The sequence below is a fragment of the Streptacidiphilus sp. PB12-B1b genome, from assembly GCF_014084125.1.
Taxonomy (GTDB): domain Bacteria; phylum Actinomycetota; class Actinomycetes; order Streptomycetales; family Streptomycetaceae; genus Streptacidiphilus.
In genome coordinates this window covers 7,587,210-7,611,620 of record NZ_CP048405.1, presented here as the reverse complement: position 1 = coordinate 7,611,620, position 24,411 = coordinate 7,587,210, and the positions used below count along the sequence as shown (strand labels likewise).

General features: G+C 72.7%; 21 protein-coding genes. 13 read left to right on the top strand and 8 right to left on the bottom strand.

Annotated features, from left to right (window positions below; translation table 11 throughout):
- The first annotated feature begins 172 nt into the window (after window positions 1–172).
- Entirely contained in the window at window positions 173–3,685 is a 3,513-nt protein-coding gene (locus tag GXW83_RS33360; protein WP_225447388.1) for an FG-GAP-like repeat-containing protein, read from the top strand.
- A gap of 182 nt (window positions 3,686–3,867) precedes the next feature.
- A complete protein-coding gene (locus GXW83_RS33355; protein WP_182446809.1) occupies window positions 3,868–4,260 on the top strand; it encodes a DUF3040 domain-containing protein in 393 nt (130 codons plus the stop codon).
- 824 nt (window positions 4,261–5,084) lie between these two features.
- On the opposite strand, the gene GXW83_RS33350 is transcribed toward GXW83_RS33355, so the two are convergent.
- Together GXW83_RS33350 and GXW83_RS33345 are read right to left on the bottom strand one after the other, a co-directional pair.
- Complete coding sequence (locus tag GXW83_RS33350; RefSeq protein WP_182446807.1) at window positions 5,085–5,936, bottom strand: DUF72 domain-containing protein; 852 nt, start codon at window positions 5,934–5,936, stop codon at window positions 5,085–5,087.
- Window positions 5,937–5,994: 58 nt separating this feature from the next.
- A complete protein-coding gene (locus tag GXW83_RS33345; protein ID WP_182446806.1) occupies window positions 5,995–6,849 on the bottom strand; it encodes a helix-turn-helix domain-containing protein in 855 nt (284 codons plus the stop codon).
- A gap of 185 nt (window positions 6,850–7,034) precedes the next feature.
- Here GXW83_RS33345 and GXW83_RS33340 point away from each other — a divergent pair, with 185 nt between their 5' ends.
- The 3 genes from GXW83_RS33340 to GXW83_RS33330 are packed head-to-tail and all read left to right on the top strand — an operon-like array spanning window position 7,035 to window position 8,982.
- Window positions 7,035–7,775 (top strand): SDR family oxidoreductase, encoded by a 741-nt coding sequence (locus GXW83_RS33340; RefSeq protein ID WP_182446804.1) that lies wholly within the window; start codon window positions 7,035–7,037, stop codon window positions 7,773–7,775.
- 55 nt (window positions 7,776–7,830) lie between these two features.
- The gene (locus GXW83_RS33335; protein ID WP_182446802.1) at window positions 7,831–8,721 is read left to right on the top strand and encodes an SDR family NAD(P)-dependent oxidoreductase; all 891 of its coding nucleotides are present in this window, start codon (window positions 7,831–7,833) and stop codon (window positions 8,719–8,721) included.
- Between the two features lie 51 nt (window positions 8,722–8,772).
- Window positions 8,773–8,982 carry a tautomerase family protein gene (locus GXW83_RS33330; RefSeq protein ID WP_182446800.1) on the top strand — a complete coding sequence of 70 codons (210 nt, stop codon included), beginning with the start codon at window positions 8,773–8,775 and terminating at the stop codon, window positions 8,980–8,982.
- A gap of 44 nt (window positions 8,983–9,026) precedes the next feature.
- Here the strand turns inward: GXW83_RS33330 and GXW83_RS33325 are convergent, their stop codons facing one another.
- The gene (locus GXW83_RS33325; RefSeq protein ID WP_370466908.1) at window positions 9,027–10,154 is read right to left on the bottom strand and encodes a spore photoproduct lyase family protein; all 1,128 of its coding nucleotides are present in this window, start codon (window positions 10,152–10,154) and stop codon (window positions 9,027–9,029) included.
- Between the two features lie 523 nt (window positions 10,155–10,677).
- On the opposite strand from GXW83_RS33325, the gene GXW83_RS33320 reads away from it, so the two are divergent.
- Complete coding sequence (locus GXW83_RS33320) at window positions 10,678–12,243, top strand: cryptochrome/photolyase family protein (protein WP_182446796.1); 1,566 nt, start codon at window positions 10,678–10,680, stop codon at window positions 12,241–12,243.
- 52 nt (window positions 12,244–12,295) lie between these two features.
- Here GXW83_RS33320 and GXW83_RS33315 read toward each other — a convergent pair whose 3' ends face one another.
- From GXW83_RS33315 to GXW83_RS33305, 3 genes are all read right to left on the bottom strand, one after another.
- Complete coding sequence (locus tag GXW83_RS33315) at window positions 12,296–12,868, bottom strand: YbhB/YbcL family Raf kinase inhibitor-like protein (protein WP_182446794.1); 573 nt, start codon at window positions 12,866–12,868, stop codon at window positions 12,296–12,298.
- Entirely contained in the window at window positions 12,865–13,431 is a 567-nt protein-coding gene (locus GXW83_RS33310; RefSeq protein WP_182446793.1) for an isochorismatase family protein, read from the bottom strand. Before GXW83_RS33310 ends, GXW83_RS33315 begins: the two co-directional genes overlap by 4 nt.
- A gap of 68 nt (window positions 13,432–13,499) precedes the next feature.
- Complete coding sequence (locus tag GXW83_RS33305) at window positions 13,500–13,937, bottom strand: MarR family winged helix-turn-helix transcriptional regulator (protein ID WP_182446791.1); 438 nt, start codon at window positions 13,935–13,937, stop codon at window positions 13,500–13,502.
- Between the two features lie 135 nt (window positions 13,938–14,072).
- On the opposite strand from GXW83_RS33305, the gene bla reads away from it, so the two are divergent.
- From bla to GXW83_RS33275, 6 genes are all read left to right on the top strand, one after another.
- A complete protein-coding gene (gene bla / locus GXW83_RS33300) occupies window positions 14,073–15,035 on the top strand; it encodes a class A beta-lactamase (RefSeq protein ID WP_182446790.1) in 963 nt (320 codons plus the stop codon).
- A 203-nt stretch (window positions 15,036–15,238) separates the two neighbouring features.
- A complete protein-coding gene (locus tag GXW83_RS33295) occupies window positions 15,239–15,709 on the top strand; it encodes a hypothetical protein (RefSeq protein ID WP_182446787.1) in 471 nt (156 codons plus the stop codon).
- A gap of 416 nt (window positions 15,710–16,125) precedes the next feature.
- On the top strand, window positions 16,126–16,347 hold the full coding sequence (locus tag GXW83_RS33290; protein ID WP_182446785.1) for a hypothetical protein: 222 nt from the start codon (window positions 16,126–16,128) through the stop codon (window positions 16,345–16,347).
- A gap of 321 nt (window positions 16,348–16,668) precedes the next feature.
- Entirely contained in the window at window positions 16,669–16,872 is a 204-nt protein-coding gene (locus GXW83_RS33285) for a cold-shock protein (RefSeq protein ID WP_034090357.1), read from the top strand.
- 395 nt (window positions 16,873–17,267) lie between these two features.
- Complete coding sequence (locus tag GXW83_RS33280; protein ID WP_182447723.1) at window positions 17,268–18,791, top strand: DEAD/DEAH box helicase; 1,524 nt, start codon at window positions 17,268–17,270, stop codon at window positions 18,789–18,791.
- A 118-nt stretch (window positions 18,792–18,909) separates the two neighbouring features.
- Window positions 18,910–20,196, top strand: coding sequence for an IS256 family transposase (locus tag GXW83_RS33275; RefSeq protein WP_370466893.1), 1,287 nt, complete (start codon window positions 18,910–18,912; stop codon window positions 20,194–20,196).
- A 69-nt stretch (window positions 20,197–20,265) separates the two neighbouring features.
- On the opposite strand, the gene GXW83_RS33270 is transcribed toward GXW83_RS33275, so the two are convergent.
- On the bottom strand, window positions 20,266–21,363 hold the full coding sequence (locus GXW83_RS33270) for an alkene reductase (protein WP_182446783.1): 1,098 nt from the start codon (window positions 21,361–21,363) through the stop codon (window positions 20,266–20,268).
- A gap of 121 nt (window positions 21,364–21,484) precedes the next feature.
- Window positions 21,485–22,474: an Lrp/AsnC family transcriptional regulator gene (locus GXW83_RS33265; RefSeq protein ID WP_225447387.1), complete on the bottom strand. Its 990-nt coding sequence runs from the start codon at window positions 22,472–22,474 to the stop codon at window positions 21,485–21,487.
- 45 nt (window positions 22,475–22,519) lie between these two features.
- Here GXW83_RS33265 and GXW83_RS33260 point away from each other — a divergent pair, with 45 nt between their 5' ends.
- Window positions 22,520–24,121, top strand: coding sequence for an FAD-dependent monooxygenase (locus GXW83_RS33260; RefSeq protein WP_182446781.1), 1,602 nt, complete (start codon window positions 22,520–22,522; stop codon window positions 24,119–24,121).
- Window positions 24,122–24,411: the final 290 nt, after the last annotated feature.

The window sequence follows — 24,411 nt, the reverse complement described above, 5'->3', positions numbered from 1 at the left end:
GGAGCGTCGGCGGTGACGAATCCGGCATTGCCGTCACGCCCGCCGGCAGAGCCGACACCCCTGCTGCCGGGCGCCCGGGCCACGTGTAGGATCCCGATCCTCATACCCGGCAGTGATCACGACTGCTGCCTCAGCGGGCCCAACGAGCCCGCTCCTTCGGGGGATGCCCATGATGTCCGATCACCTGATATTCGATCGCCCACGCCTGCGAACGGCGGCGGCCGCCGCCTTGCTGCTCGCCGCGACCGCACTGGGGGGCGGCACCGCAGCCGCAGCCGCCACCCCCTCGGCCGGAAGCTCCTCGGCCGGTAGCTCCTCGACCGGAAGCGCCCTGGTCGGGACGCCGGTCACCTTCGCCGGGCCCGTCCAGAACGACCCGGCCCCCGACCACCTGCTCAGCGCCGGCACCACCGGCTTCCTGCACCAGCCCGCGGGCGGCACCGACTACCTCTGGACCACCTACGGCACCGGCGGGACGACGACCTCGCTGGGCACCCTCGGCGCCACCGGCGAGCGCTCCGTCGACGCCGGCTGGTACGGCGCCGGCTCCGACCTGGTCGCCTCCTACCAGCGGACGTCCGCCACCCAGGCCACGGTCACGCTGACCGACATGGGCCACGCCGCCGCCACCAGCACCGTGCAACTGGGCTCGCTGACCTACGGCGGGACGTACGGCGACACGGTGATCGGCTTCGAGCCGCAGGCGTCCGGCGGCCCGTGGGCCGACTCCGTGCACCTGCTGCGCGCCGACGGCTCCGGCGGCACCACCGACACCCCGGTCACCGGCATCCCGGCCGGGGCCGACGTCTACGCCCGGAACACCGCGGGTGACGCCGCCTCGGCCTTGGTGCAGTACCGCGACTCCACCGGCGCCTGGCACCAGCTGATCGTCGACCTGGCCGACGGCACCAGCACCCCGGTCGTCCTGTCCACCACCCTGGTCCAGGCGGCGCAGGTCACCTTCACCCCGACCTCGATCGTGGTCGCCCCCACCGTCGGGAGCAACGTCCTCTCGTTCTCCCGGACCGACCCCACCGCCCTGGCGCAGTTCGTCGTGGTGAGCAACCTGCCGCGTCCGCTGGCCTTCTCCAGCGCCGCCCAGGTCGGCAGCTCGGTGCTGACCCTCGGCTCCCCCGGCGGCGGCCTGTGGAGCAGCCCGCTGAACGGCGGCTCCTCCGACGAGGTCCTCCAGCTGGCCCAGGACCAGATCCTGGAGACGCCGGACGGCGGCGCCCTGGTCGAGGGCGCCCCGCAGGCGGCCGTCGGCGGCTCGTGGAACTGGGGCTACTACCGGTTCTCGGCCGCAGCCGCGGGCCCGCAGCAGACCGCCCCGATGCAGATGGTGCCCGAGCCCGTCAGCGGCCTCTCGCTGGACAAGGGCCAGCTGGACATGGTCAGCGGCGATCCGGCCGCGGCCGGCACCTACCAGCTGACCAGCCGCACGGTGAACCCCCAGGCCACGCCGCCGGTCTCGGCCCCCACCACGCTGCAGGACCTCTACGCCCCCAGCGGGGTGACCGCCTCCGGCAACGGCCAGGCGGCCTTCGTCTACGGCGGGCAGATCGAGGACACCCAGGAACCCTCCGGCACCCACTTCGTCCCCGAGGCCACCGGCCGGATCGCCGACGCCGACGGCGACTACGTGCTGAGCGGCGGCGGCGACACGGTCACCGCCGGTGACTTCGCCACCCAGGACGCGCTCGGGTCGATCCGGACCGACGCCGCCGGGGCGGCCGCGCTGTGGCACGGCTTCGCGTACGTCGGCGAGAACGCACCGACCGGTGCGGTCGGCGTGATCGACCTGGCCGAGCAGCGGGTCGCCGCCACCCTGAACACCGGCGCGCCCTGCGCCGTCACCGACGTCCAGGTCACCGACCGCTGGCTGTACTGGGACTGCGACACCCACACCGCGGGCGTCTACGACCTGGCGACCGGCGCCCGGTTCCGGCTGCCCGCGAGCGGCTCCGGCTACGGCGACGCGCTGCTCGGCGACGGCTACCTGGTCCACCACGACCCGGTCGCCCAGCAGCTGGTGATCGACGACATCCACACCGACCAGGCGGGGGCCTCCTCCGCGTTCGCCGTCCCGGCCCAGGGCGCGGCCACCGCCGACCGGCGGGTCAGCTGGACGGTGGACCGCTACAGCCAGGAGCTGGCCTGGCAGGACGCCAGCGGAACCGTCCACATCGCCCCGGTGGACGTCCCCGCCTCGGCCGCCTGGACCTTCGGGTACACCGCGCCGAGCGTGCCCGGCTGGCTGGTCCCGATGGCCTACTCCTTCGACAACCAGACCCAGTGGCGGGTGTGCACCGGCGTCCGGATCTCCCCGAGCCGGATCCTGACCACCGCCGACTGCGAGACCGGCCACGGCGACGACGACTTCGGCTGGACGTACAGCGGCGCAGGCGTGCTCCAGGGCGGCGGCGGCGCCCCGCAGTACCTCCTCGACCAGGGCTACAAGTCCGCCACCGGGCAGGACGACCTGGCTGTCGCCGCCACCGGCAACGCCTCGCGCACCGTGGCGCCGCTGGCCGGGGCCTCCGACAGCGCGCTCTACCGGCCCGGCACGGCGGCGACGTTCTACTCCTGGTCCGGCCTCGGCTGGGACGGGGGAGCGGAGTACCGCACCCCGCACAGCGAGAGCACCGTCGTCGACTCCGCCGCCACCTGCACCGCGCTGCTCGGCCACGCGCTGCCGGCCGGCTCGCTGTGCACCTCGCCCGCGCCGGGCGCACTCTGGGCGGCGGCGCAGGACCAGTGCACCGGCGACGCCGGGGGTGCACTGGTGGCCGGCGGCAAGGTGATCGCCACCGCGGCGACCCCCGCCACCGGCTGCGCCGCCAACGGCGTCCGGGTCTACACGGCCACCGCGCCGGACACCGCGCTGATCGTCGGCTGGGGCCGTGACCTGGGCGCCTGGGGCGACGGACTGACCTTCGGCGGGATCACCGCACGCAGTTCGGACGGCATCATCTACGCCTTCTGCTCCAGCGACATGAACGACTGCCTCAAGGGCGAGACCGGCAACCTGGTCGACGGCCAGGACGAGTACAACGTCGCCGTGTCCGCCGGGGACATGGACGGCGACGGCCAGCAGGACGTCCTGATCCGCAGCAATTCCGGCGCGCTCTACCGCTTCTGGGGCCTGGGCTACGGCGATGTCGACCTGGACACCAAGGACAAGGTCTGGCTGGGCAACGGCTGGAACGCGTACAAGACCATCCTGGTCCCGGGCGACCTCACCGGCGACGGCATCAGCGACGTGCTGGCAGTGGACGGCTCCGGCACCATGTGGCTCTACCCCGGCACCGCCAAGGGCGGCCTCGGCGCCCGGGTCCGCATCAGCGGCGGCTGGAACGCCTACAACCTGATCACCGCCCACGGCGACCTGACCGGCGACGGCATCGCCGACGTCGTGGTCCGCGACCCCCAGGGCCGCCTGTGGACGTACGTCGGCAACGGCAAGGGCGGCTTCCAGACGCACCGGGTGTACGTCGGCTCCGGCTGGGGCGGCTTCAACGCGCTGGTCGTCGGCGGCGACCTCACCCAGCAGGGCCGGATGCAGCTGATCGGCCGGACCTCCGGCGGCACCTGCTACCTGTACACCTCCAACGGCGCCGGCGGCTTCAGCTACAACGGCGCGGTCGGCGGCAACGCCTGGATCAAGGCGGCCCGGCTCAGCTGACCTCCGACCCGCGCCCCTCCGGGCCGCACCACCCCGCGCCGCGCGCCGTCCCCGACCCGGGGGGCGGCGCGCGGCGCCGTGAACGGCCCGCACGCCCCGCGCTTTCGGAGCCGAAAGCAGGTGTGCGCCGGGGTGCGCGGGGAAGCCTGGAGACGTGGGGTCGCGGCCTAAGGGAGGTTGCCATGAGCCTGCCCATGAACGAGAAGCGGATCCTGGCCGACATCGAGCGGGATCTGACGGCGCTCTACCCCCGCCTCGGGCGGCGGATGGCGTCCTTCGGCGGTCCCGCCGCGACCGTCCACCGGGTACGCGGCGTGCTGCGCCGGCGGGCCCGGCTGGCGGTCGGCGCCGCAGTCCTGGCCGGCGGCATCATCGCGCTCGGCGTGCTGGCGATCGTCCTGGACTCGGCCACCTTCGGCGCCTGGAGCGTGACGCTGGCCGCTGCGGCCGCCGGAGTGATCGCCGTCTGCGCCGTCGGCCGCGACACGGACAGCCACGGTGCGGGAGCGGACAGCCACGGGTCGGACGCCCACGGAACCGGCAGCCGCGGGGGCGGCGACCCCGCCGCGCACTGACCGCTGCGCGCTGACGGCCGGACGGGGTACGGGTCCGGGCGCACAGTGGCACGCGCGCGGCAGCCGCACGGAGGGGCCATGGGCATGGCGGCAACTCATCGATCGACGTTGGGCTCCCTCCTCGGCGCTGGCGCATGCGGCTGGCGATCGCCAGGCTCGCACCCCGCTTCCGCCTGGGACAGACTTCGCCGGGTCTGCAACGACGGGCCCCGGCGCAGAGCGCACGTGTCCGGGCGTGAGGACGGCTGCCTCCCGGGCAGGCGGCTGACCACCCGGGGGCCGAGAACCGGCAGCTCGCCGCCACCGGCTTCCGGGACCTGGCCGGGCGCCGCCGCAGAGGCGTGGGTACGGCGCTGCTGTGCGCGGTGCTGTCGGTGCCGGAGGCGGAGGGGCGCACCCGGGGTGCACGGCCACGGCCCGCTGATGGCGGCGACGGCGAACCTCGCCGGGCTTCGACCGCACCCACGGCTGGTTCCGGCAGTAGCTGACCGTAGCCGTAGCCGTAGCCGTAGCCGTAGCCGACGCCGACGCCGACCCGGCCCGACGCCGACCCGGCCACGCGCGCTGTCGCCGGGCTACCGGCTGGAGCACTGGGCCGGGGCGGCGACCGAGCCGTCGGCCGCCTCGTCCGCGCGCACGCGGGAGGCTGTCCACGAGCCACTGGCGAGGTCGTCGGCCGGACTGAGCCGGAGCTGCGCCCGGCTGACCCCCCGGGGGCGGCCGCGCAGCGGCTCGCCGCCGTCCGCGCCGCCTTGCGGCCGAGGCTCCCGTTGCGGCCGGGTTTCTACCACCGGCCCCGATCCCGCAAGGGATATGACGGTTCGTCAGAACAAGGTCGGTGGGCCGGTGGGGAGTGGTTCGGGCAGGGGGTCGAGGCCGGGGACAAGGGCGCTGACCTCGTCGTGGAAGCGTCGGGCGAGGGTGAGGGCCTCGTCGTTGTTCGGGGTGTGGATGAAGACCGTGGGCGAGCGGCCCTCGCGCAGCCAGTCGGCGACGGTGGCCGTCCAGTGGTGCCAACTCTCAGCCGACTGCTGCAGGTTGTCCCTGCTGATGTAGCGCACGACCGGGTCGGCGGTGAGCGCGCGGGAGCGGCGCGGCAGCCGGGGCTTCTTCTCCCACGCCTCGCGTTCCGCCGCGCTGGTGGGTGGGGCGGCGAACAGGTCGGTCGTGTCGAAGGACGTCCACTCGGCGCCGACACCGTCCAGGACCCGCTCCAACCGCCCCTCCCAGCGCGGGTCTTCGAAGAACGCGGGGTGGCGGACCTCGACGGCGTAACGGAACTCGCGCGGCGCCCGGTGCAGGAACGCGGCCAGCGAGCCGAGGTCCGACGGGCCGAAGGAGGCCGGAAGTTGGATCCACAGGGCGTGCACGCGCGGGCCGAGCGGCGCGACCACGTCGACGAAGGCCCGCACCTGGGCGTCGGTGTCGGTCAGCCGGCGCTCGTGGGTGATCGGTTTGGGCAGCTTGAACAGGAACCGGAAGTCCGGTGCGGTCTGCGCGGCCCAGGACTCGACCGTGGCGGCGGACGGCGTCGCGTAGAAGGTGGTGTTGCCCTCGACCGAGTTGCACCAGCTCGCGTAGGCGCGCAGGCGCTCCCGGGGCGCGAGCGGGTGCGGCAACAGGCTTCCCTGCCAGGCGGTGTGGGCCCACATCGCGCATCCGACGTGGAGTTTCATAACCCGAGCCTAACGGACGCCACGAACGCCCACCGGACGCCCAACGGACGGCCGAGCGTCAGGACGGCTGGTCGACGGCGAGATCCTGGGTGCCGATGACGGAGAGCAAGTCGAGTTTGTCGACCGCGTCGGTACCGGCCACCGGGCTGAACCACAGCAGCCGCTGACGGCCGTCCTCGCTGAGCAGGTTGAGGCAGTTGACGTCGACGGGCCCGAGCACCGGGTGCAGGATGCGCTTGCGGTCGCCGCGGCGCACGGCCACCTCGTACCGCTCCCACAGCACCGCGAACTCCGCGCTGCGCCGCAGCAGTTCCTCGACGATGGCGGCGGCCTCGCGGTCGTTGTGGTCGCGCCGGGCGACTGCGGCGCGCAGGTCGGCCACGAACGTCCCGGACTGGTGCTCGTGGTCCTCGGCCGGGTAGATCTCGCGGGCGGCGGGGTCGGTGAACCAGCGGTAGACGAAGCTGGCCGGGAGGCCGGTGGCTGCGGGCACCGGCCCGAGCAGGGCCAGGGCCAGCCGGTTCTGCACCAGGGTCACGTGCAGATCGGTGATGACCCGGGCGGGCGTGCCGGTCAGCCGGTCCAGCAGGTCCAGCATCCCGGGGTGGACGTGCGCCGCCGGCCCGGCCGTCGGCGGTAGGGGCCGCCCGGCGAGCCGGTACAGGTGGTCGCGCTCGTCGGACGTCAGCCGCAGCGCCCGGGCCAGCGCGGCCAGCATCTGCTCCGACGGCTGCGCCCCGCTGCCGCGCTCCAGCTCGATGTAGTAGTCCACGGACGCCCCGGCCAGCTGCGCCACCTCGTCCCGCCGCAGGCCCGGTACCCGGCGCCGGGGCCCGGTGGGCAGCCCGACGTCGGACGGGCGGATCCGGTCACGCCGTGTTCGTAGGAAGACGCCGAGGTCAGCCAGGTTCATACCCCCAGTCTGCCCGGTGGCCCGCCGTGGAGGGCCGCCGAGGCAGGGGCTGCCGACCCCTGGGTCGACGCCAACTGGTTACCCCCGCCGAACCGGTCCAGGGTGAAGGAGTCGGGGTCGCCGAGGACCGCCCGGGAACCCCCGGGAACACCGGGCCCAGGACCATCGAGGATTCGGAGGAGCCCATGACCGGGTCATCACACCGCACCGCCGTCGTCACCGGCGGCACCCGTGGCATCGGCCGCGAGATCGTCACCCGCCTCGCCGAGGACGGCCACGCCGTCGTCATCGGCTACGCGGGCCGCAAGGACCTCGCGGACGAGGCCGTCGCCGCAGTACGCGCGGCCGGCGGCGAAGCCATCGCCCAGCAGGCGGACGTCGCCGACGAGAACGCCGTCGCCGCCCTGTTCGACGCCGCCGAGACCGCCTTCGGCGGGGTCGACGTGGTCGCCCACGCGGCGGGCAGGATGGCGCTGTCCAGCGTCGCCGAGCTCGACCTGGCCGTCCTGGACGACCTGCACCGCACCAACATCCGCGGCACCTTCGTCGTCGCGCAGCAGGCGGCCCGCCGGCTGCGCCCCGGCGGCGCCCTGATCACCTTCTCCACCTCGGTGGTCGGGCTGGCCTTTCCCGAGTACGGCGCGTACAGCGCCAGCAAGGGCGCCGTCGAGGCACTGACGCTGGTCCTCGCGCGCGAGCTGCGCGGCAGGGACGTCACGGTGAACAGCGTCGCCCCCGGCCCGACCGCCACCGACCTCTTCCTCGAGGGAAAGGACGAGCTGACCGTCGCCCGGCTGGCTGCCCAGCCCCCGCTGGAGCGGCTGGGCACGCCGGGGGACATCGCCGAGGTCGTCGCCTTCCTGGCGAGCCCGCAGGGCCACTGGGTGAACGGCCAGGTCATCCGCGCCAACGGCGGCATCGTCTGACCGCCCGGCCGGTCCGAACCACCCGCACCACCCGAGTCGTCTGAAAGGAGGGGCCATGATCGTCCTCATCACCGGAGCGTCCTCGGGCTTCGGCGCGCTCACCGCCCGCGCCCTGGCCCGGGCGGGCCACACCGTCTACGCGGGCATGCGCGCCACCACCGGCCGCAACGCCCCGCGCCTGGCCGAACTGGCCGAGCTCGCCACGGCCGAGGGCGTCGACCTGCACGGAATCGAGCTGGACGTGCAGGACCAGGGCTCGGCCGACGCGGCCGTCGCCCGGATCGCCGCCGAGCAGGGCCGGTTGGACGTCGTCGTCCACAACGCCGGGCACATGGTGCTCGGCCCGGCCGAGGCGTTCACCCCCGAGCAGCTCGCCGAGCTGTACGACGTCAACGTCGTCGGCACCCAGCGGGTCAACCGGGCCGCGCTGCCGCTGCTGCGCCGCCAGGGGTCGGGCCTGCTGGTGTGGGTGGGCAGTTCCAGCACCCGCGGCGGCCACCCGCCCTTCCTGGCACCGTACTTCGCGGCCAAGGCGGGCATGGACGCGCTCGCCGGGAGCTACGCCGCCGAGCTGATCAAGTTCGGCATCGACACCGTGATCGTGGTGCCCGGCGCGTACCCGCACGGCACCGAGCACTTCGCCCACGCGGGCGCCCCGGCCGACGCCCGCCGGGCCGCCGAGTACGACAGCGCGTACGGGGAGTTGCGCGACCGGATCGCCCAACGCCTCGCCGACATCTTCCCCGACGGCCACACCACCGACGAGGTGGCCGAGGAGATCGTGCGCGTCGTCGGCCTGCCCGCCGGGCAGCGGCCGCTGCGCGTACACGTCGACCCCAGCCGTGACGGCAGCGATGTCGTCTCGATCGTCAACGACCGGATCAGGGCCGAGTTCTACCGCCGCATCGGCATCGGTGAACTCCTGCCCGCCCTGGCCGGCCGCTGACACCACCCGGCATCAACCGGACAGCACACCAACAAGACAGGAAACCGCACCATGCCTTTCGCCAACTTCAAGGTCCTCGCCGGAACCCTCACCCCGGAGCAGAAGGAGACCATCGTCCACCGCACCACCGACCTGTACGCCGAGATCTACGGCGAGCAGGCCCGGCCCAACACCATGGTCCTGGTCGAGGAGGTGGCCGACGGCGGCTGGGGCATCGGCGACAACGTGCTCACCCTCGCCAAGCTCCACGCCCAGGACTGACCCGCCCCGCCCAGGGGGCCCGGCCGGTGGCGGCGCCGGGACGTTCAGAACGCGTACCGGACCCGCAGCCAGGGAGCGTGGTCGGCGATGAGGTCCCGGAGGCGGGCGAGAGCCTTCTGCTTGACCTCCAGCGCGTAGCGGACGTTGTCCGCGCCGTTCTCCGAGCGCTTGGCCTCCTGGGCGGCCGGCTGCCAGAGGACGTCCTCGGCACGGGGGTGCCAGCCGAGGTTCACCTCGTGCAGCTGCCGGTTGTGGGTCAGCATGATGACCTCGGCGGCCGACTGCTGCTTCACCCGGGCGGGCAGCACGTCGTCCAGGTGGGCCAGCAGTTCGGCCCAGTCCCGCTGCCAGCCCGGGCGCAGCACCACCGGGGAGAGGTTGAAGTGCACCTCGTAGCCCGCGTCGAGGAAGGCGGCGGCGGCGGCGATGCGGTCCGCGACCGGGCTGGTGCGCAGGTCCAACAGACGCGAGTCGCTCGCGGGCATGACCGAGAACCGCACCCGGGTGCGGCCCTGCGGATCCAGCGCCAGCAGGTCGGGATTGACGAACTTGGTGGCGAACGACGCCTTGGCGGTGGGCAGAACGCGGAACGCAGCGACGAGATCGGCGGTGTTGTCGCAGACCAGGGCGTCGACGGAGCAGTCGCCGTTCTCGCCGATGTCGTACACCCAGGCGTGCGGGTCGCACTGGTTGGGCTCCCGCTTCGGCCCCTGCGCCTGTACGTGCCGCCGGATGTGCGCGGTGATCGCCTCGATGTTGGTGAACAGCGTGATCGGGTTGGCGTAGCCCTTGCGGCGGGGGACGTAGCAGTAGGCGCAGGCCATGGCGCAGCCGTTGGAGGCCCCGGGGGCGATCCAGTCGGCCGAGCGCCCGTTGGGGCGGGTGGTGAGGGTCTGCCGGACGCCCAGGACCAGGGTCTCGGTCTTGACGCGGGTCCAGCGGGCGACGTTGCCCTGGTTGCCGTGCAGGGAGGGGATGCGCCAGTGGCTCGGCACCTCGGTGACCGGGACGCCGGGCAGCCCGGCCATGATCTGCCGACCGCGCGGCGAGGCGAGCGCGGCCGGCTCGGCGTACACCTCGCGCACGTCCAGCATCCGCCGCGCCTGCGGGCTGTCACGGAACCCGCCGTCGCGCGGAGGGGGCGGGGGCGCGGCGTCCTCCCACCCGAACAGCGCCTGCTGCTCGGGCCGTTGGCGTTCGGGCCGCTGCTGCTCGGGCCGCTGCTGCTCGGGCCCCTGCGCGGAGGGGCCGGTCGGGGGCTGGGTCACGGCGCTGCTCCTGTCCTGGTCACGGTCCTGGCCCACTCCCCGCCGAGGCCGGACCCGGCCCGGGCTGACCCGGTCCCGACCGGCCCGACCTGATCGCCGAGGGCGGATCCGACCCTACGCGGGGCCCGCGCCCGGGCGGGCGCAGGCACGACCGGGCGCGTCCCGGGGGCCGCACCCCACCGGCCGCCGGGCATGCCGGAGTGTCGGCGTGCGGGCACGGAGGGACGCTGGCAGCATCGGTCCGGCCGGGAGACCTCACGGCCGCCGGGCGCCGCACCGCACCGCACCGCACGGCGGCGGTCCGTCGGCACCCCCGACCCACCCCGCCCCGGTCCCGGCGTCCCGACACCCGTCGTCCCCGAAACGGACACGGTCACGGAGACGGAGACGGTCACGGAGACGGCGACGACCGCGAGAGGCGGACCGCATGGCCGCACGCCCCCACTGGCTGTTCGGCGACCAGCTCGGTCCGCACTTCCTCGATCCGCGCCACGGCGGACCGGACGCCCACGCGCCGGTGGTCATGGTCGAGGCCCGCGCGGTCCTGCGCCGCCGCCGCTTCCACCGCGCCAAGGCCCATCTCGTGCTGTCGGCCATGCGGCACCGCGCGGCCGAGCTCGGCGAACGGGTCAGCTACGTCCGGGCCGAGACCTACACCGACGGCCTGGAACAGGCCCTGGGCGAACGGCCGTCCCGCCGTACCCGCCCGGCGGCAGCCCCGTGCGCCGACAGCCGGTTGACGGTCTGCCACCCCACCTCGCGCCGGGCGCTGGAGTTCGTCGGCGCGCTCGACGAGGTGGAGGTCCTGCCCGCGCGGGGCTTCCTGGTGGACCGGTCCGACTTCGCGCAGTGGGCCGGTCGGGGCAGCGGTCAGGGCAGCGGGCAGAGCCTGCGGATGGAGGGCTTCTACCGCTGGGTGCGCGGGCGGCACGGCCTGCTGATGGACGGGGACGAGCCCGCGGGCGGCCGGTGGAACCTCGACCACGACAACCGCGAGCCGCCCCCGCGCGGCAGCCGCACCCTGGACGTCCCCGGCCCGTGGCAGCCGTCCGAGGACGAGATCGACGAGGAGGTCCGGCACGACCTCGACCGCTGGGAGCGCGACGGCGAGGTGTCGTTCGTCGGCCGGGACGGCCCGCGCCGGTTCGCCGTCACCCGGCGCGAGGCGCTGGCCGCGCTGCGGCACTTCGTCGCCCACCGGCTGCCCGACTTCGGCCGCTACGAGGACGCCATGCTCGCCGCCGACCCGGTGATGAGCCACAGCCTGCTGTCGGTGCCGCTGAACCTCGGACTGCTCGACCCGGCCGAGTGCGTGGAACGCGCCGAGCAGGCATGGCGTACCGGCGCCGCGCCGCTGAACAGCGTCGAGGGCTTCGTCCGGCAGATCGCTGGCTGGCGCGAGTACGTCTGGCAGCTGTACTGGCACTTCGGCGAGGACTACCGGGCCCGCAACGAACTGCGCCACACCGCCCCGCTGCCCGACTGGTTCCTGGAGCTGGACGCCGACGCGGTCACCGCCCGCTGCCTCTCCACCGCTCTGGCCCAGGTGCGGGACACCGGCTGGACCCACCACATCCCCCGGCTGATGGTCCTGGGCAGCCGCGCGCTCCAGGACGGCTGGGATCCGGCGGCGGTGACCGACTGGTTCCACCGCTGCTTCGTCGACGGCTACGACTGGGTGATGCTCCCCAACGTCGTCGGCATGTCGCAGTACGCCGACGGCGGGCTGATGACCACCAAGCCCTACACCTCCGGCGGCGCGTACATCCACCGGATGAGCGACCTGTGCGGCCCCTGCGCCTACCGGCCGACCGACCGCACCGGCGAGCACGCCTGCCCCTACACCGCCGGCTACTGGGCGTTCCTGCACCGCCACCGCGACCGCCTCGCCGCCAACCACCGCACCGCCCGCGCCGTCCAGGGCCTCTCCCGGCTGAAGGACCTGCCGCAACTGCTCGCCGCCACCGAGCAGCGCGGCGACGCACCCCCCTGACCGCGCGCCCCCGCCGCCCTCCCGCCGTGTCGCGCGGTGCCACCGGTTGGGGTCAGCGCTCCACGGTGCCGGTGATCCGGCCCCGGGCGAGGACGGGGGTGCCGACGGAGGACAGGAGGGCGCGGGGTCGGGCCCGCTCGGCTGCGGCCCCGCCCGGGGTGGCGCCCAAGGGGGCTGCGAGGGCGAAGAGTTGGAAGGTGTAGTGGTGCGGCCCGTGGCCCTTGATCGGCGCCGGGCCCTGGTATCCGCGCCCGATGACGGAGCGCAGCAGCGTGACCCCGGTGCCGGGTTGCCGTCGGGCCAGGGCGCCGGGCGCCAACTCCCGGACCGCCGGGTCGATCAGGGCCATGCAGTGGACGGCGGGCCTGGCCTGGGGGACGTCGGTGTCCTCGACCACCAGGAGCAGTTGGGCGGTGGCCGTCGGCGGCGGACTCCAGGCCAGCTGCGGGGAGAGGTTGCGGCCGCCGATGTACTTGGCCCAGTGGTCCTGCGGGATCGTCCCGCCCTGGTCGAAGCTCCGGCTGCTCAGCTCCAGCGGTTCGGCGGCGTGCAGGTTCGGCCGATTCCAGGCCGCCTGGGCCTCGCCCGACCTGCGGTTCTTCAGGAGCCGACCGAGCAGGCTCATCGGGTCGCCCCCAGCATGTCCAGGATCTCGCCGGTGGTGGCGGTCTCGCCGAGCTTGGGGAAGACGCGTCCGACGCTGTGCCGGTGCGCCTCGGCGTCCGGGTCGGCGACGGCATCGGTGGCCAGGACGACGTGGTAGCCGTGGTCCGAGGCCGAGCGCGCGGTCGACTCGACGCCCGAACTGGTGGAGATGCCGGTCAGGACGACCTGTGTGGCACCAAGGTCCCGCAGCAGCGTGTCCAGGCCGGTGTCGTGGAACGCGCTCCGCCGCCGCTTGCTGATCAGGTGGTCCGTCGGCTGGACGTCGAGCTCGTCGATCAGGTCGGTCCAGCCGGGCGGGAGGGCGGACGCGGCTTCGGACCGGCCCCGGTCGGTGCGCCCGGGAGCGCGTCCCGTGACGTTGACCAGGACCACGGGCAGGCCGCATCGCCGGAACGCCGCCGCCAGCTCCGCCGACCGCCGGACTGCGCCGGTGACGGCCTCGTCGCTGTGGGCTGTGACGATGCCTTTCTGCAGGTCGATCACGACCAGCGCGGGTGTGGGGTCTATCGCTGTCAGGGCCATGGTGTCCTTCCGCATGGGTGGTTGACGGCGGGCCGTACGCGCGGTGGGCTCGCCTTCGGGCCGCCGGGTCAGATGCGCTGGGCCAGCCGCTCGAGCAGCGGCGCTGCCGCCGCGAGCTGCTCCAGCTCCTTCGGTGTGAAGCCGTCCGCCAGTGCCTGCGCGATCAGCTCCGTACGGGCGCTGCGCTTGTCCGCCAGCGCCTGCCGACCCGCGCCGGTCAGCGCCAGCAGCACGCGCCTGCCGTCCTGCGGGTCCGGGTTGCGCTCGACCAGGCCCCGGGCCTGGAGGCCGCCGAGCGTCGCCCCCATGGCCTGCGCGGTGATCTGCGCCTGCCGGGCCAGGGCCGACGACGTCGTCGGGCCCGCGTGGTCCAGCAGCGACAGGGCGGCCCGCTCGGGCATGCTGAGCTCGCCCTCGACCCGCACCTGACGCGCCCGCCGCAGCAGCGCGCCAACGCTCGCCAGCAGGGCCGTGGCGAGCGTGCCGGTGCCCAGCTCCTCGCTCATGTACTAAGGCTACTTTATCAATCAGCCTTAAGAAAGTCGGTGGTCCGGCGGTCCACCGCCAGCAGCACCCGACACGCCCGCGCGGGAGCCATGGCACCTTTGACTGGATCAACCAGCCGCGCCAGGCTGCCTGTTATGGGTTCCTCGACATACCGAACGGCCAAGCTCACCGCGCCTCTCGTGCTCGCGTCGGTTCTCCTGAGCGGATGCGCGGGGAGCCACGCCCCCGCATCGACCCGCACCGCCTCCGGCACCGCGCCGTCGCCGACCGCACCGGCGCCGACGTCGCCGACGGCCCCGACCGCCTCGCAGAGCAGCGCCGCCGAGCCCGCCCTGGTCGCGGTCGAGCGCCGCTACCACGCCCGGCTCGGCGTCTACGCGCTGGACACCGCGACCGGGCGCACGGTGGCCTACCGGGCGGACGAACGGTTCGCGTACGCCTCCACCTACAAGGCCCTCGCCGCCGGGGTCCTGCTCAAGCGGGACACGGACGCCCAGCTCGACCGCGTCATCACCTTCGGCGCCTCGGACCTCACCTCGTACTCCCCGATCACGTCCCAGCACCTCGGCACCGGCATGACCGTGCGCGCCCTCATCGCGGCCGCCCTGGACTACAGCGACAACACCGCCGCGAATCTGCTGCTGGACCAGCTCGGCGGGCCCGCCGGGCTGCAGGCGGCGCTCCGCAGCACCGGCGACACGACCACCGACGTCAACCGGACCGAACCGACGCTGAACCAGGCCACCCCCGGCGACCCCCGGGACACCAGCACCCCGCGCGCTCTCGGCACCGACCTGCGCGCCTTCGCCCTGGGCGACGCGCTGCCCAGCGGCCGGGCGCAGCTGTTCACCGCCTGGCTGCGGGCGAACACGACCGGCGGCCCCTACATCCGGTCCGGCGTCCCGGCCGGCTGGAAGGTCGGCGACAAGACCGGCAACGGCGGATACGGCACCCGCAACGACATCGCCGTCGTCTGGCCGACCAGCGGCGCCCCGATCGTCATCGCCGTCCTGTCCGACCGGGGCTCCGCGGGCGCCTCCTCCGACGACCCCCTGATCGCGGACGCCACCAAGGCGGCCCTCGCCGCCCTCGCCTAGAGCGGCGCTCGCCCAGGGCGGCGCTCAGGACGCCTGCCCGGCGCCGGTCATCATGGCGATCCAGCTGTGGGGCGCGTCGTCGCCGAGCATGAGGCCGTAGACGTCCTCGCCCCCGGCTTCGTCGGCGGTGCGCGCGAACACGGCCGGTCGGCATCTACGCCTTGCCGGCGGGCCTGCCGCAGACGCTCGTCGCAAGCGGGACGGTGGACCGTAACGGCAACTTCTCCGCCTGGTACAAGGTGACCCGGAACACCCGCTTCTCCGCCTGGTTCACCGGTGACTACTTCTACGGCACCGCCTGGGCCGACCGATGGGTCAACGGCTACGCCGCCATCGCAGACGTCCTGGTCAACTCCTATGGCAGCAAGACGTACGCGGGCTACAAGTTCCAGCTGTTCCACAAGTCGAAGCCGCCTGTGATGGGCATCGCGGTCGGTCCGGACAAGGGCAACCAGTGCATCACCGTGTACGGCCAGTGGTACAACGCGGGTGCCTGGCACAACCTTGCTCCGCTGGGGTGCTTCTCCCTCAACAACAACGGGGTGGTCGGGATCCGGCTGGACTTCGGCAGCTTCCCGCTGGGATCGCACTTCCGCATCGAGCCCCAGTACGGCGGTGACGGTATCAACGCTGCGACCTGGGGCAACTGGCTCTACATCAGCGTCACCAACTGACCGCACCACCAACCGTCCCGGACCTTCCGCACCCGCCCGCGCCTCCCGGCGTTCAAGGGCCGGTTACGTGCCAGTGGGCCCTGTTCACGGGGCGATGACCGAAGTGGTCCAGTCCGCCTGGTCCGGGCCGAAAGGCGTCGCGCCTGCGTGGCGCCATTGTCATCCTCTCGTCGGCCGGTTGCGTACATCCCTGTGACCGGCACGGCAGCCACGAGGGTTGCATGGCGGTTCCGACTTTTGGTGGCTACGTCCGTCTCCCGTTCGGGACCATCGAAGCCGAGCTGACGGACCTGGTGGACGCGGCGGGCTGGACTCAGGTCGAAGCGGCGAGGCGGAGAACGAGGACCGCCCGACGAGATCGGTGGTGCGGCTCGGGCGGTAGCTCCGGGGTGGCAGCTGCGGGCATACTGTCGGTAATGACAAATATGCGTATGGCCAAGCGCCACCTGCCGTCCAGTCCCTTCAAGCACGTAGCTGCGCCTCCGGGCGAGCTCTTCGCGGTGGGCAGCCGAGTCACCCACGACGTCTACGGCCTGGGCCGGGTCACCGCGGTCGAGGAGGGTGTCGCGGTCGTGGTGGACTTCGGTGCGATCCTGAAGCGCGTCGCCAGCCCCTACGCCAAGATGACCGGCCTGTAGCGGTTGTCCGAGCTCGGCCGGGGCGCCGCCGCCGCACTGGCAGGGCCGAGACGACTGCCGGGTTGGCCTGCGTGGTGTCGGCCGGCGTCTGCAGCTTTGCCCTGCACTTTTCTGCCGAGCATCGCCCGTAGCGCCCCTATGCCTGCTACAGTCGTTCTTGTTGCAGTTGTGGTTCCCATGAACTTATGTGTGCGCCTGCTGGCTTTTAGCGACAGGCGCATTTTTGTTTTCCCGGACATGCTCCGGGCTGGTCATCATCACGGCGGCGCGAGACGCGCGGCATGCGGGTTTCGGTACAGGCCCCATCAAGGAGAAATTTATATGGCTACTGGCACTGTGAAGTGGTTCAACGCGGAAAAGGGCTTTGGCTTCATCGAGCAGGACGGTGGCGGCGCTGACGTGTTCGCCCACTACTCGAACATCAACGCCCAGGGCTTCCGTGAGCTGCTTGAGGGCCAGAAGGTCGAGTTCGACGTCACGCAGGGCCAGAAGGGCCCGCAGGCCGAGAACATTCGTCCGCTCTAACGCCTGACCGCAGCACGTATCGCTGCGAAGCACCTGCCCGCACCGCACACGCGTCGGCGCGGGCAGGTGGCACCACCCTCCTGAACTTCTTTCCGGCCCGTTGTCCGGGCCCTCTGGCTCCGCCACCGGCGACCCACCCTCGCGAGACGCTCAGCGCCGCGTTCGGGTGCCGCCCCTGCCGTGACTCTCTGGTTTTTCTTCTTGCGAGTACGGTTCGAGGTTTCTGCCGCCCCGCCTTTCGGGCGTGCGCCGACCGTAGGTGACGTGCCGCACGGTTCCACCGTCCACGCCCCGCATTCATTCTTCCGGCCCGTTCGTGTGATCTCCCCGCGCCCGCTCCGGCGCGGCCTGGAGCCTTCCTCGACACGCGCCCCCTTGAGGAAGGTCCTCCCGTGATCCGCTCCAACCGCTCTTCCGACCGCAGTTCCAGCCCCCATGCCCGCGCGAACACGCGCACCGAAGGCACCGGAGAGTCCTCCTACGGACGCCGCCCCAGCACCGGCCGGCGCCCCGCAGCCCCGAGGGGACGTCAGAACTCCTCCGCACAGGGCGAGTTCGCGCTTCCGGCCAGCACCACCCCCGCCCTGGCGGCCGTTGAGGCGTTCAGCGACCTGGACATGCCCCGCGCCCTGCTGGACACGCTGGCGCGGCAGGGCGTCACCGCGCCGTTCCCGATCCAGGCGGCAACGCTGCCCAACTCGCTGGCCGGGCGCGACGTGCTGGGGCGCGGCCGGACCGGTTCGGGCAAGACCATCGCCTTCGGCCTGGCCGTGCTGGCCCGCACCGCCGGCCGCAGGGCCGAACCGCGCCAGCCCCTGGCCCTGGTGCTGGTCCCCACCCGCGAACTGGCCCAGCAGGTCACCGACGCCCTGACCCCCTACGCCCACGCGGTCCGGCTGCGGCTGGCGACGGTGGTCGGCGGCATGTCGATCAGCCGCCAGGCCCAGGCCCTGCACCGCGGCGCCGAGCTCGTGGTCGCCACCCCGGGCCGGCTGAAGGACCTGATCGAGCGCGGCGACTGCCGCCTGGACCAGGTCGCCGTCACCGTCCTGGACGAGGCCGACCAGATGGCCGACATGGGCTTCCTGCCCCAGGTCACCGAACTCCTGGACCAGGTCGCCCCCGGCGGGCAGACCATGCTCTTCTCCGCCACGCTGGACCGCAACGTCGACCGCCTGGTCCGCCGCTTCCTGAACGACCCGGTCACCCACTCGGTCGACCCCTCCTCGGCGACCGTCAGCACCATGGAGCACCACCTGCTCCACGTGCAGAACAGCGACAAGAACGCGGCCGTCGCGCACATCGCCTCCCGCACCGGCGGGGTGATCATGTTCACCGACACCCGCCACGGCGCCGACCGCCTGGTGCTGGAGCTGCTGGCCAACGGGGTCAAGGCGGCGGCGCTGCACGGCGGCAAGTCCCAGCCCCAGCGCACCCGCACCCTGGACCAGTTCCGCAACGGCCAGGTCACCGCGCTGATCGCCACCAACGTCGCCGCCCGCGGCATCCACGTCGACGGCCTGGACCTGGTCGTCAACATCGACCCGCCCACCGACCACAAGGACTACCTGCACCGCGGCGGACGCACCGCCCGCGCCGGCGAGTCGGGCACCGTGGTCACCCTGGTCCTGCCCAACCAGCGCCGCGAGATGACCCGCATGATGCACACCGCCGGCATCACCCCCCACACCACCCAGATCCACTCCAGCGACCCCGAACTCGCCCGCATCACCGGAGCCTGCGCACCCACCGGCATCCCCGTCGTGATCAGCAACCCGGTGATCGAACGCCCCCGCCGCGACGCCCGCTCCGGCCGCAGCAACCCGCGCAACCGCCCCACATCCGCCACCACCCGTACCGCCCAGGGCACCCCCGGCACCCGCAGCCGCTCACCCCGGCGCGCCCCCGTCGCAGCCTAGGAACTGGGCATACGACATCCCCCACCTGCGGAGATGGCTACGGGGCAAGCACATTGGCGTCGGGTCTGTACGGTCTTCGGTGTAACTCCCGATCATGGAAGTAGCACTGATGAGCGACGTGACTGCCAAGGTTGAGGCGGTTGAAGAGGTCCGTTCGGTCGAGTCGCCGGCGGACGTGCTGGACGAGCAGTTGATCAGCCAGCTGGTGGACCGGGCCCGCGCGGGCGGGCTCCAGCTGACCGGTGAGGGAGGGCTGCTGCAGCAGCTGACCAAGCGGGTGCTGGAGTCCGCGCTGGAGGGCGAGATCACCGATCACCTCGGCTACGAGAAGCACGATCCGGCCGGTTCGGGCAGCGGCAACAGCCGCAACGGTGTCCGCTCGAAGACCGTGCTGACAGATGTCGGTCCGGTGGAGATCACCGTTCCGCGGGACCGTGATGGCAGCTTCGAGCCGCAGATCGTCAAGAAGCGCCAGCGCCGGCTGACCGGCATCGATGAGATGGTACTGTCGCTGTCCGCGCGGGGTCTGACGCACGGTGACATATCCGCCCACCTGGCCGAGGTCTACGGCGCGAGTGTGTCCAAGCAGACCATCTCGACCATCACCGACAAGGTCATGGACGGCATGGCCGAGTGGCAGAACCGGCCCTTGGACCCGGTCTACCCGGTGATCTTCATTGACTGCATTCACGTGAAAGTCCGCGACGGCCAGGTGGCCAACCGGCCGATCTACGTGGCTCTGGCCGTGACCGTCGAGGGCACCCGCGACATCCTCGGCCTGTGGGCCGGCGACGGCGGCGAAGGTGCCAAGTACTGGCTCCAGGTGCTGACCGAGATCAAGAACCGCGGCGTCCAGGACGTCTGCATGGTCGTCTGCGACGGACTCAAGGGCCTGCCCGACGCGATCGGCACCGTCTGGCCCCAGGCAGTGACGCAGACCTGCGTCGTTCACCTTCTGCGGGCCTCGTTCCGCTACGCGGGACGCCAGGACTGGGACAAGATCTCCCGCTCGCTCAAGCCCGTCTACACCGCGCCGACCGCGCAGGCCGCCGAGGACCGGTTCCTGGAGTTCCAGGAGGAATGGGACGACAAGTACCCGGCGATCGTGCGGCTTTGGGAGAACGCCTGGGCCGAGTTCGTTCCGTTCCTCCAGTTCGACGTCGAGATCCGTCGGATCGTCTGCACGACCAACGCGATCGAAAGCGTCAACGCGCGCATCCGCAAGGCCGTCCGCGCCCGCGGGCACTTCCCCAACGAGGCCGCCGCGCTGAAGTGCGTCTACATGGCCGTCATGAGCCTGGACCCCACCGGGCAGGGCCGCAAACGCTGGACCATGCGATGGAAGCCCGCACTGCAGGCCTTCGACATCGCCTTCGACGGCCGACTCTCCATCGGCCGCCGCTAACTCACACCAACGAGTTACACCGTTGACTGGACAGGCCCTTGGCGTCCGCATCGCCCGCAAGGGGATCGACTACGGGAGGGCTTCCGCCAGGAAGGGGTAGTCCGTGTAGCCACGGTGGTCGCCGCGGTAGAACGTGGTGCTGTCGGCCTCGGTGAGCGGTGCGCCGACCTGGAGGCGGTGCACCAGGTCGGGGTTGGAGACGAACAGTGTCCCGAACGAGAGGATGTCCGCCAACCCGTCGTCGATCAGGCGCAGTTGGCGGGGTCCGGCGGGCCAGTCGTGGTGGGTCTCGTGCGGATTGAGCATGAACACCCCTGCCCAGCGCTCCCGTAGCTTCCTGGTGAGGTCGCGGTGGCCCGGGAACTCGAACACGTGCAGGTACGCCAAGTCGCTCGGCAGACCGTCGACCAGGGCCGGATAGAGCGCGTGCGGGTCGGGCTCGTCGAGGCCGAAGGCGGTGCAGCCGGGGGAGATCCGCAGCGCGAGCCGTTCGGGGCCGATGCGCGCGGCGACGGCGTCGACGAGGTCGAGCGGGAACCGGACGCGCCCGGCGATGCTGCCGCCGTAGCGGTCGGTGCGGCGGTTGGCGTTGCCGGAGAGGAACTGCTGGATGAGGTAGCCGTAGGCTCCGTGCAGTTCGACGCCGTCGAACCCGGCGTCGATCGCGTACGCGGCCGCGTCGGCGAAGTCGGCGATGGTGTCCGCGATGCCCTGCGTGGTCAGCGCGTTCGGCACCGGGTACGGCTTGCGCACGGCCGGTTCGCCGCCGTGTACGCGCACGACGCCCTCGGCGGCGCACGCGGACGGCGCGAGCGGGTGCAGCCCGCTGCCGAGGAGTTCGGGGTGGCTGTTGCGGCCGGCGTGCATGAGCTGTGCGTAGATCCGGCCGCCCGCATCGTGCACCGCGCCGGTCACCTGGCGCCAGGATGCGGCCTGCGCGGCTTCGTGCAGACCGGGGGTGTCGGTGTAGCCCTGGCCGACCCGGCTGGGTTGGGCGGCTTCTGCGACGATCAGTCCGGCGGTCGCGCGTTGCCGGTAGTACTCGGCCATGAGCGGGGTCGCCGACAGACCGTCGCCGTAGGCGCGGCGGCGGGTCAGCGGGGCCATGGCGACGCGGTTGGGGAGGGCGAGCGGGCCGATGGTGACCGGGTCGAACGCGTGGGGCATCGGGACTTCCTTCGCGGGGCGGCGGGTGTGCGTGCCCCTTCACCATCCCCTCGCGCCGGGGCCCGAAGGGGGAACACCGTCCGAGCGGGCGCGATCCGACACCAAGGCCTCGTGCGCGGCGCTATCCGACGATCGCAGCCGCCCCCTTGAGCACCCGTGTGCTCGGCGCGGTCTCCACCGACAGCAGTCCGGGCAACGCCGCCACCGGGCCCGTCAGGTACGCGTACAGGGCCGTGCCCGTGGGGCACCGCACGCTCGCGTACAGGTTGGAAATGCCGGTGGTGGCCGCCGCGAAGTTCACCTGCGGATGCCCCGCCAGCGTCTCGCCCGCAGCTGCCAGCTCACCCGGCGCGACCCGCAGCCACAGCGCCGCCGACGTCCGCGAGCCCAACAGTGCCGGGTCGGCGTCGACGTCGAAATACACCACCCCGCCCGAGCGCAGCTCCGCCAGCCGCCGCCGCACCGTCGTCTGCGACCAGCCCGTCGCCGTGGCCAGTGACCGGAACCCGGCCCGTCCGTCCCGCGCGAGCGCCTCCAGCAGCGCCTCGTCCTGCCCCGACAGTTCCACCGGCTCGGTCACGGGTTCCACCGCCGGTGGCCGCAGTCGCGCGCACTGCTCCGCCGTGAGCGGTCCGTTCTTCGTCAGCGTGCTCTCGCTCCCCCCGAAGAAGGCGTGCAGCACGCGATGCGCCGTCACCTCGGTGACCTGGGGCAGACGGGGCAGGCGGGACAGCACGCTCGACGTGTCCGTCACCGTGTGCACCATGCACAGGATCTCCGCGCCGCCCGAGGCGATCTGCACCCACGACGTCTCGGCCTGCTTCGCCAGCCCTCGCGCGAGTCCCGCCACCGCCTCCGGTACGCACCGCACCCGCACCAGCCACAGCTGCCCTCCCACCGCCTCCGGCCACACCGCGCCGATCACCCGAACGCCCGCCTCGTTGCGCAGCCGCGCGTACCGGCGCGCCACCGTCTGGTCCGAAACCCCCAATACTGCACCGACCAGCGAGAACGCGACCCGCCCGTCGATCTGGAGCGCCTGCAGCAGCCCGCGTTCGACCGTGTCCAGCATGTGTTCCTCCGCCCCCTTGGCAAATCTCTCAACGCTCATTATCTTCATGTTAAGAGACTTTCTGGTTCGCGGAAGGAGACAGCCATGGCATGCGACGAACTCGACGTCATCGTCGTCGGCGGGGGTCCGGTGGGGCTGATGAGCGCGGCGCTGCTGGACGCGGCAGGCGTCCGGGTGGAGGTGTACGAGCGCAACGCCGGGCCCAGCACGGTGTCCAAGGCCACCACCATGCACCCGCGCACCCTGGAGGTGCTCACCATGCTGGACTTAGGCGCGGGTCGGCGGGTCGGCGACGTCCTGGTGGAGCAGGGCAGGAAGGTCCCGCACGCGCACTTCGCCGCGTTGGCGAGCATGCTGGACTACAGCGGCCTGGACACGCCGTTCCCGTTCGTCCTGATGATCCCCCAGTGGCGGACCGAGCACGCGCTCGCCGACTACCTAAGGGCCTGCGGCGTCCCGGTGCACTACGACGCCGAGGTGACCTCGATCGTCCAATCCCCGGACGCGGCAAGGATCACGGTCGGCGGCAGGACGCGGCAGGCGGCCTATGTCATCGGGGCCGACGGCGCGCACAGCACGGTCCGGCACGCCGCAGGCATCGACTTCCCCGGCAGCACGCCCACCATGGTCGGCTTCGTCGCTGACGTGGCGGTGGCCGAACCGGCGCAGCAGGCACGGTACTTCTGGCACCAGGAGGCCGGCCTGGCCGCCGTCGTGCCGCTGCCCGGCGGCGAGTACCGCGTCTTCGGCGTCGAGGCGGCCGACACCGGGCTGACCGGCGACCAGGCGCGGCGCCGACAGGCCGAACCGCTGACGATCGAGGAGCTGCGGACCGCGCTGCACCGCATCTGCGGCACGGACTTCGGTGTCCACGACCCGTCATGGCTCTCCCGATCGGGCAACAGCAGCAGGTACGCGCGGCGCTACCGCGACGGCAGGCTGCTGCTCGTCGGCGACGCCGCCCACGTCCACCTGCCCGCCGGCGGCCAGGGCCTGAACGTCGGCCTCCAGGACGCCGTCAACCTGGCCTGGAAACTCGCCGCCGAAATACACGGCTGGGCCCCGGACCAGCTGGTCGACGGCTCGGCGGGGTACGAAGCCGAACGGCGCGCCGTCGCCCAGCGCCTGCTGGTCGACACCCTGGCCCAGGACGCGTTGATGCACACCTTCAGCCCCTCGGGACAGGCACTGCGCGAACTCTTCCGCGGACTCATCGCCCGGGGCGGCGAGGTCGCCCAGGAACTGTCCGGCTGGCTCTCCGGCCTTGAGGTCACCTACCCACGGCCCGAAGGGACTCATCCGCTGACGGGGGTGAAGGCACCGGACGGTGTCCTCGGCGGCGACGGACTGCTGCGCTCCCTGCGCCCCGACCGTTTCCTGCTGCTGGACTTCAGCCCGGACGGAGCGTACGCGAAGCTGGGTTCCGCACGGGTCGAGGTTCGCACCGCGCAGCGGCACACCGGCCCGTGGGCCGGCGTCCACGCGGCACTGATCCGCCCGGACGGGCACGTCGCGCACGCCGTCGCCACGCCCGGACCCGCGGGCACCGAAGCCGCTGCCGGACCCGCCGCCGGACCTGCTGCCGCCGCCGAAGCCGCCGTCGCCGAACTCGCCGAAGCGGTCACCGCCTGGACACTGCCGACGGTCCGCCGCCCGCCCGGCCCGACCCCGCCGGGCGAGGCATGATGCCGCGCGGCCTGCCCGCCCTGGCGGTCGGCGCGTTCGGGATCGGGGCGACCGAGTTCTCCGTCATGGGCGTGCTGCCGAAGGCCGCGAAAGGGGTACGCCGACGGCGCGGCACTCGGCGGCGCGACCATCGGCTCGGGCCCAGGCTACGGCGCCGTGAGCCCGGCCGGTGCGCTGCTGACACTGATCGGGCGCGTCCTCGCCCTGTGCTCCGGCAGACTCGACCGGTCCGCGGCTCCGGAACCGGCGATGCGGGAACACAGAGAACCCCACCCCTCCCCGTACGAGGA

Bases quoted from the DNA above. Each gene is read 5' to 3' on its own strand.
- GXW83_RS33265 (WP_225447387.1), bottom strand. From the start codon at position 22,474: ATGAGCGTTGAGAGATTTGCCAAGGGGGCGGAGGAACACATGCTGGAC.
- bla (WP_182446790.1), top strand. From the start codon at position 14,073: ATGGGTTCCTCGACATACCGAACGGCCAAGCTCACCGCGCCTCTCGTG.
- GXW83_RS33360 (WP_225447388.1), top strand. From the start codon at position 173: ATGTCCGATCACCTGATATTCGATCGCCCACGCCTGCGAACGGCGGCG.
- GXW83_RS33355 (WP_182446809.1), top strand. From the start codon at position 3,868: ATGAGCCTGCCCATGAACGAGAAGCGGATCCTGGCCGACATCGAGCGG.
- GXW83_RS33345 (WP_182446806.1), bottom strand. From the start codon at position 6,849: ATGAACCTGGCTGACCTCGGCGTCTTCCTACGAACACGGCGTGACCGG.
- GXW83_RS33350 (WP_182446807.1), bottom strand. From the start codon at position 5,936: ATGAAACTCCACGTCGGATGCGCGATGTGGGCCCACACCGCCTGGCAG.
- GXW83_RS33260 (WP_182446781.1), top strand. From the start codon at position 22,520: ATGGCATGCGACGAACTCGACGTCATCGTCGTCGGCGGGGGTCCGGTG.
- GXW83_RS33290 (WP_182446785.1), top strand. From the start codon at position 16,126: ATGACAAATATGCGTATGGCCAAGCGCCACCTGCCGTCCAGTCCCTTC.
- GXW83_RS33340 (WP_182446804.1), top strand. From the start codon at position 7,035: ATGACCGGGTCATCACACCGCACCGCCGTCGTCACCGGCGGCACCCGT.
- GXW83_RS33320 (WP_182446796.1), top strand. From the start codon at position 10,678: ATGGCCGCACGCCCCCACTGGCTGTTCGGCGACCAGCTCGGTCCGCAC.
- GXW83_RS33270 (WP_182446783.1), bottom strand. From the start codon at position 21,363: ATGCCCCACGCGTTCGACCCGGTCACCATCGGCCCGCTCGCCCTCCCC.
- GXW83_RS33330 (WP_182446800.1), top strand. From the start codon at position 8,773: ATGCCTTTCGCCAACTTCAAGGTCCTCGCCGGAACCCTCACCCCGGAG.
- GXW83_RS33310 (WP_182446793.1), bottom strand. From the start codon at position 13,431: ATGGCCCTGACAGCGATAGACCCCACACCCGCGCTGGTCGTGATCGAC.
- GXW83_RS33335 (WP_182446802.1), top strand. From the start codon at position 7,831: ATGATCGTCCTCATCACCGGAGCGTCCTCGGGCTTCGGCGCGCTCACC.
- GXW83_RS33285 (WP_034090357.1), top strand. From the start codon at position 16,669: ATGGCTACTGGCACTGTGAAGTGGTTCAACGCGGAAAAGGGCTTTGGC.
- GXW83_RS33305 (WP_182446791.1), bottom strand. From the start codon at position 13,937: ATGAGCGAGGAGCTGGGCACCGGCACGCTCGCCACGGCCCTGCTGGCG.
- GXW83_RS33315 (WP_182446794.1), bottom strand. From the start codon at position 12,868: ATGAGCCTGCTCGGTCGGCTCCTGAAGAACCGCAGGTCGGGCGAGGCC.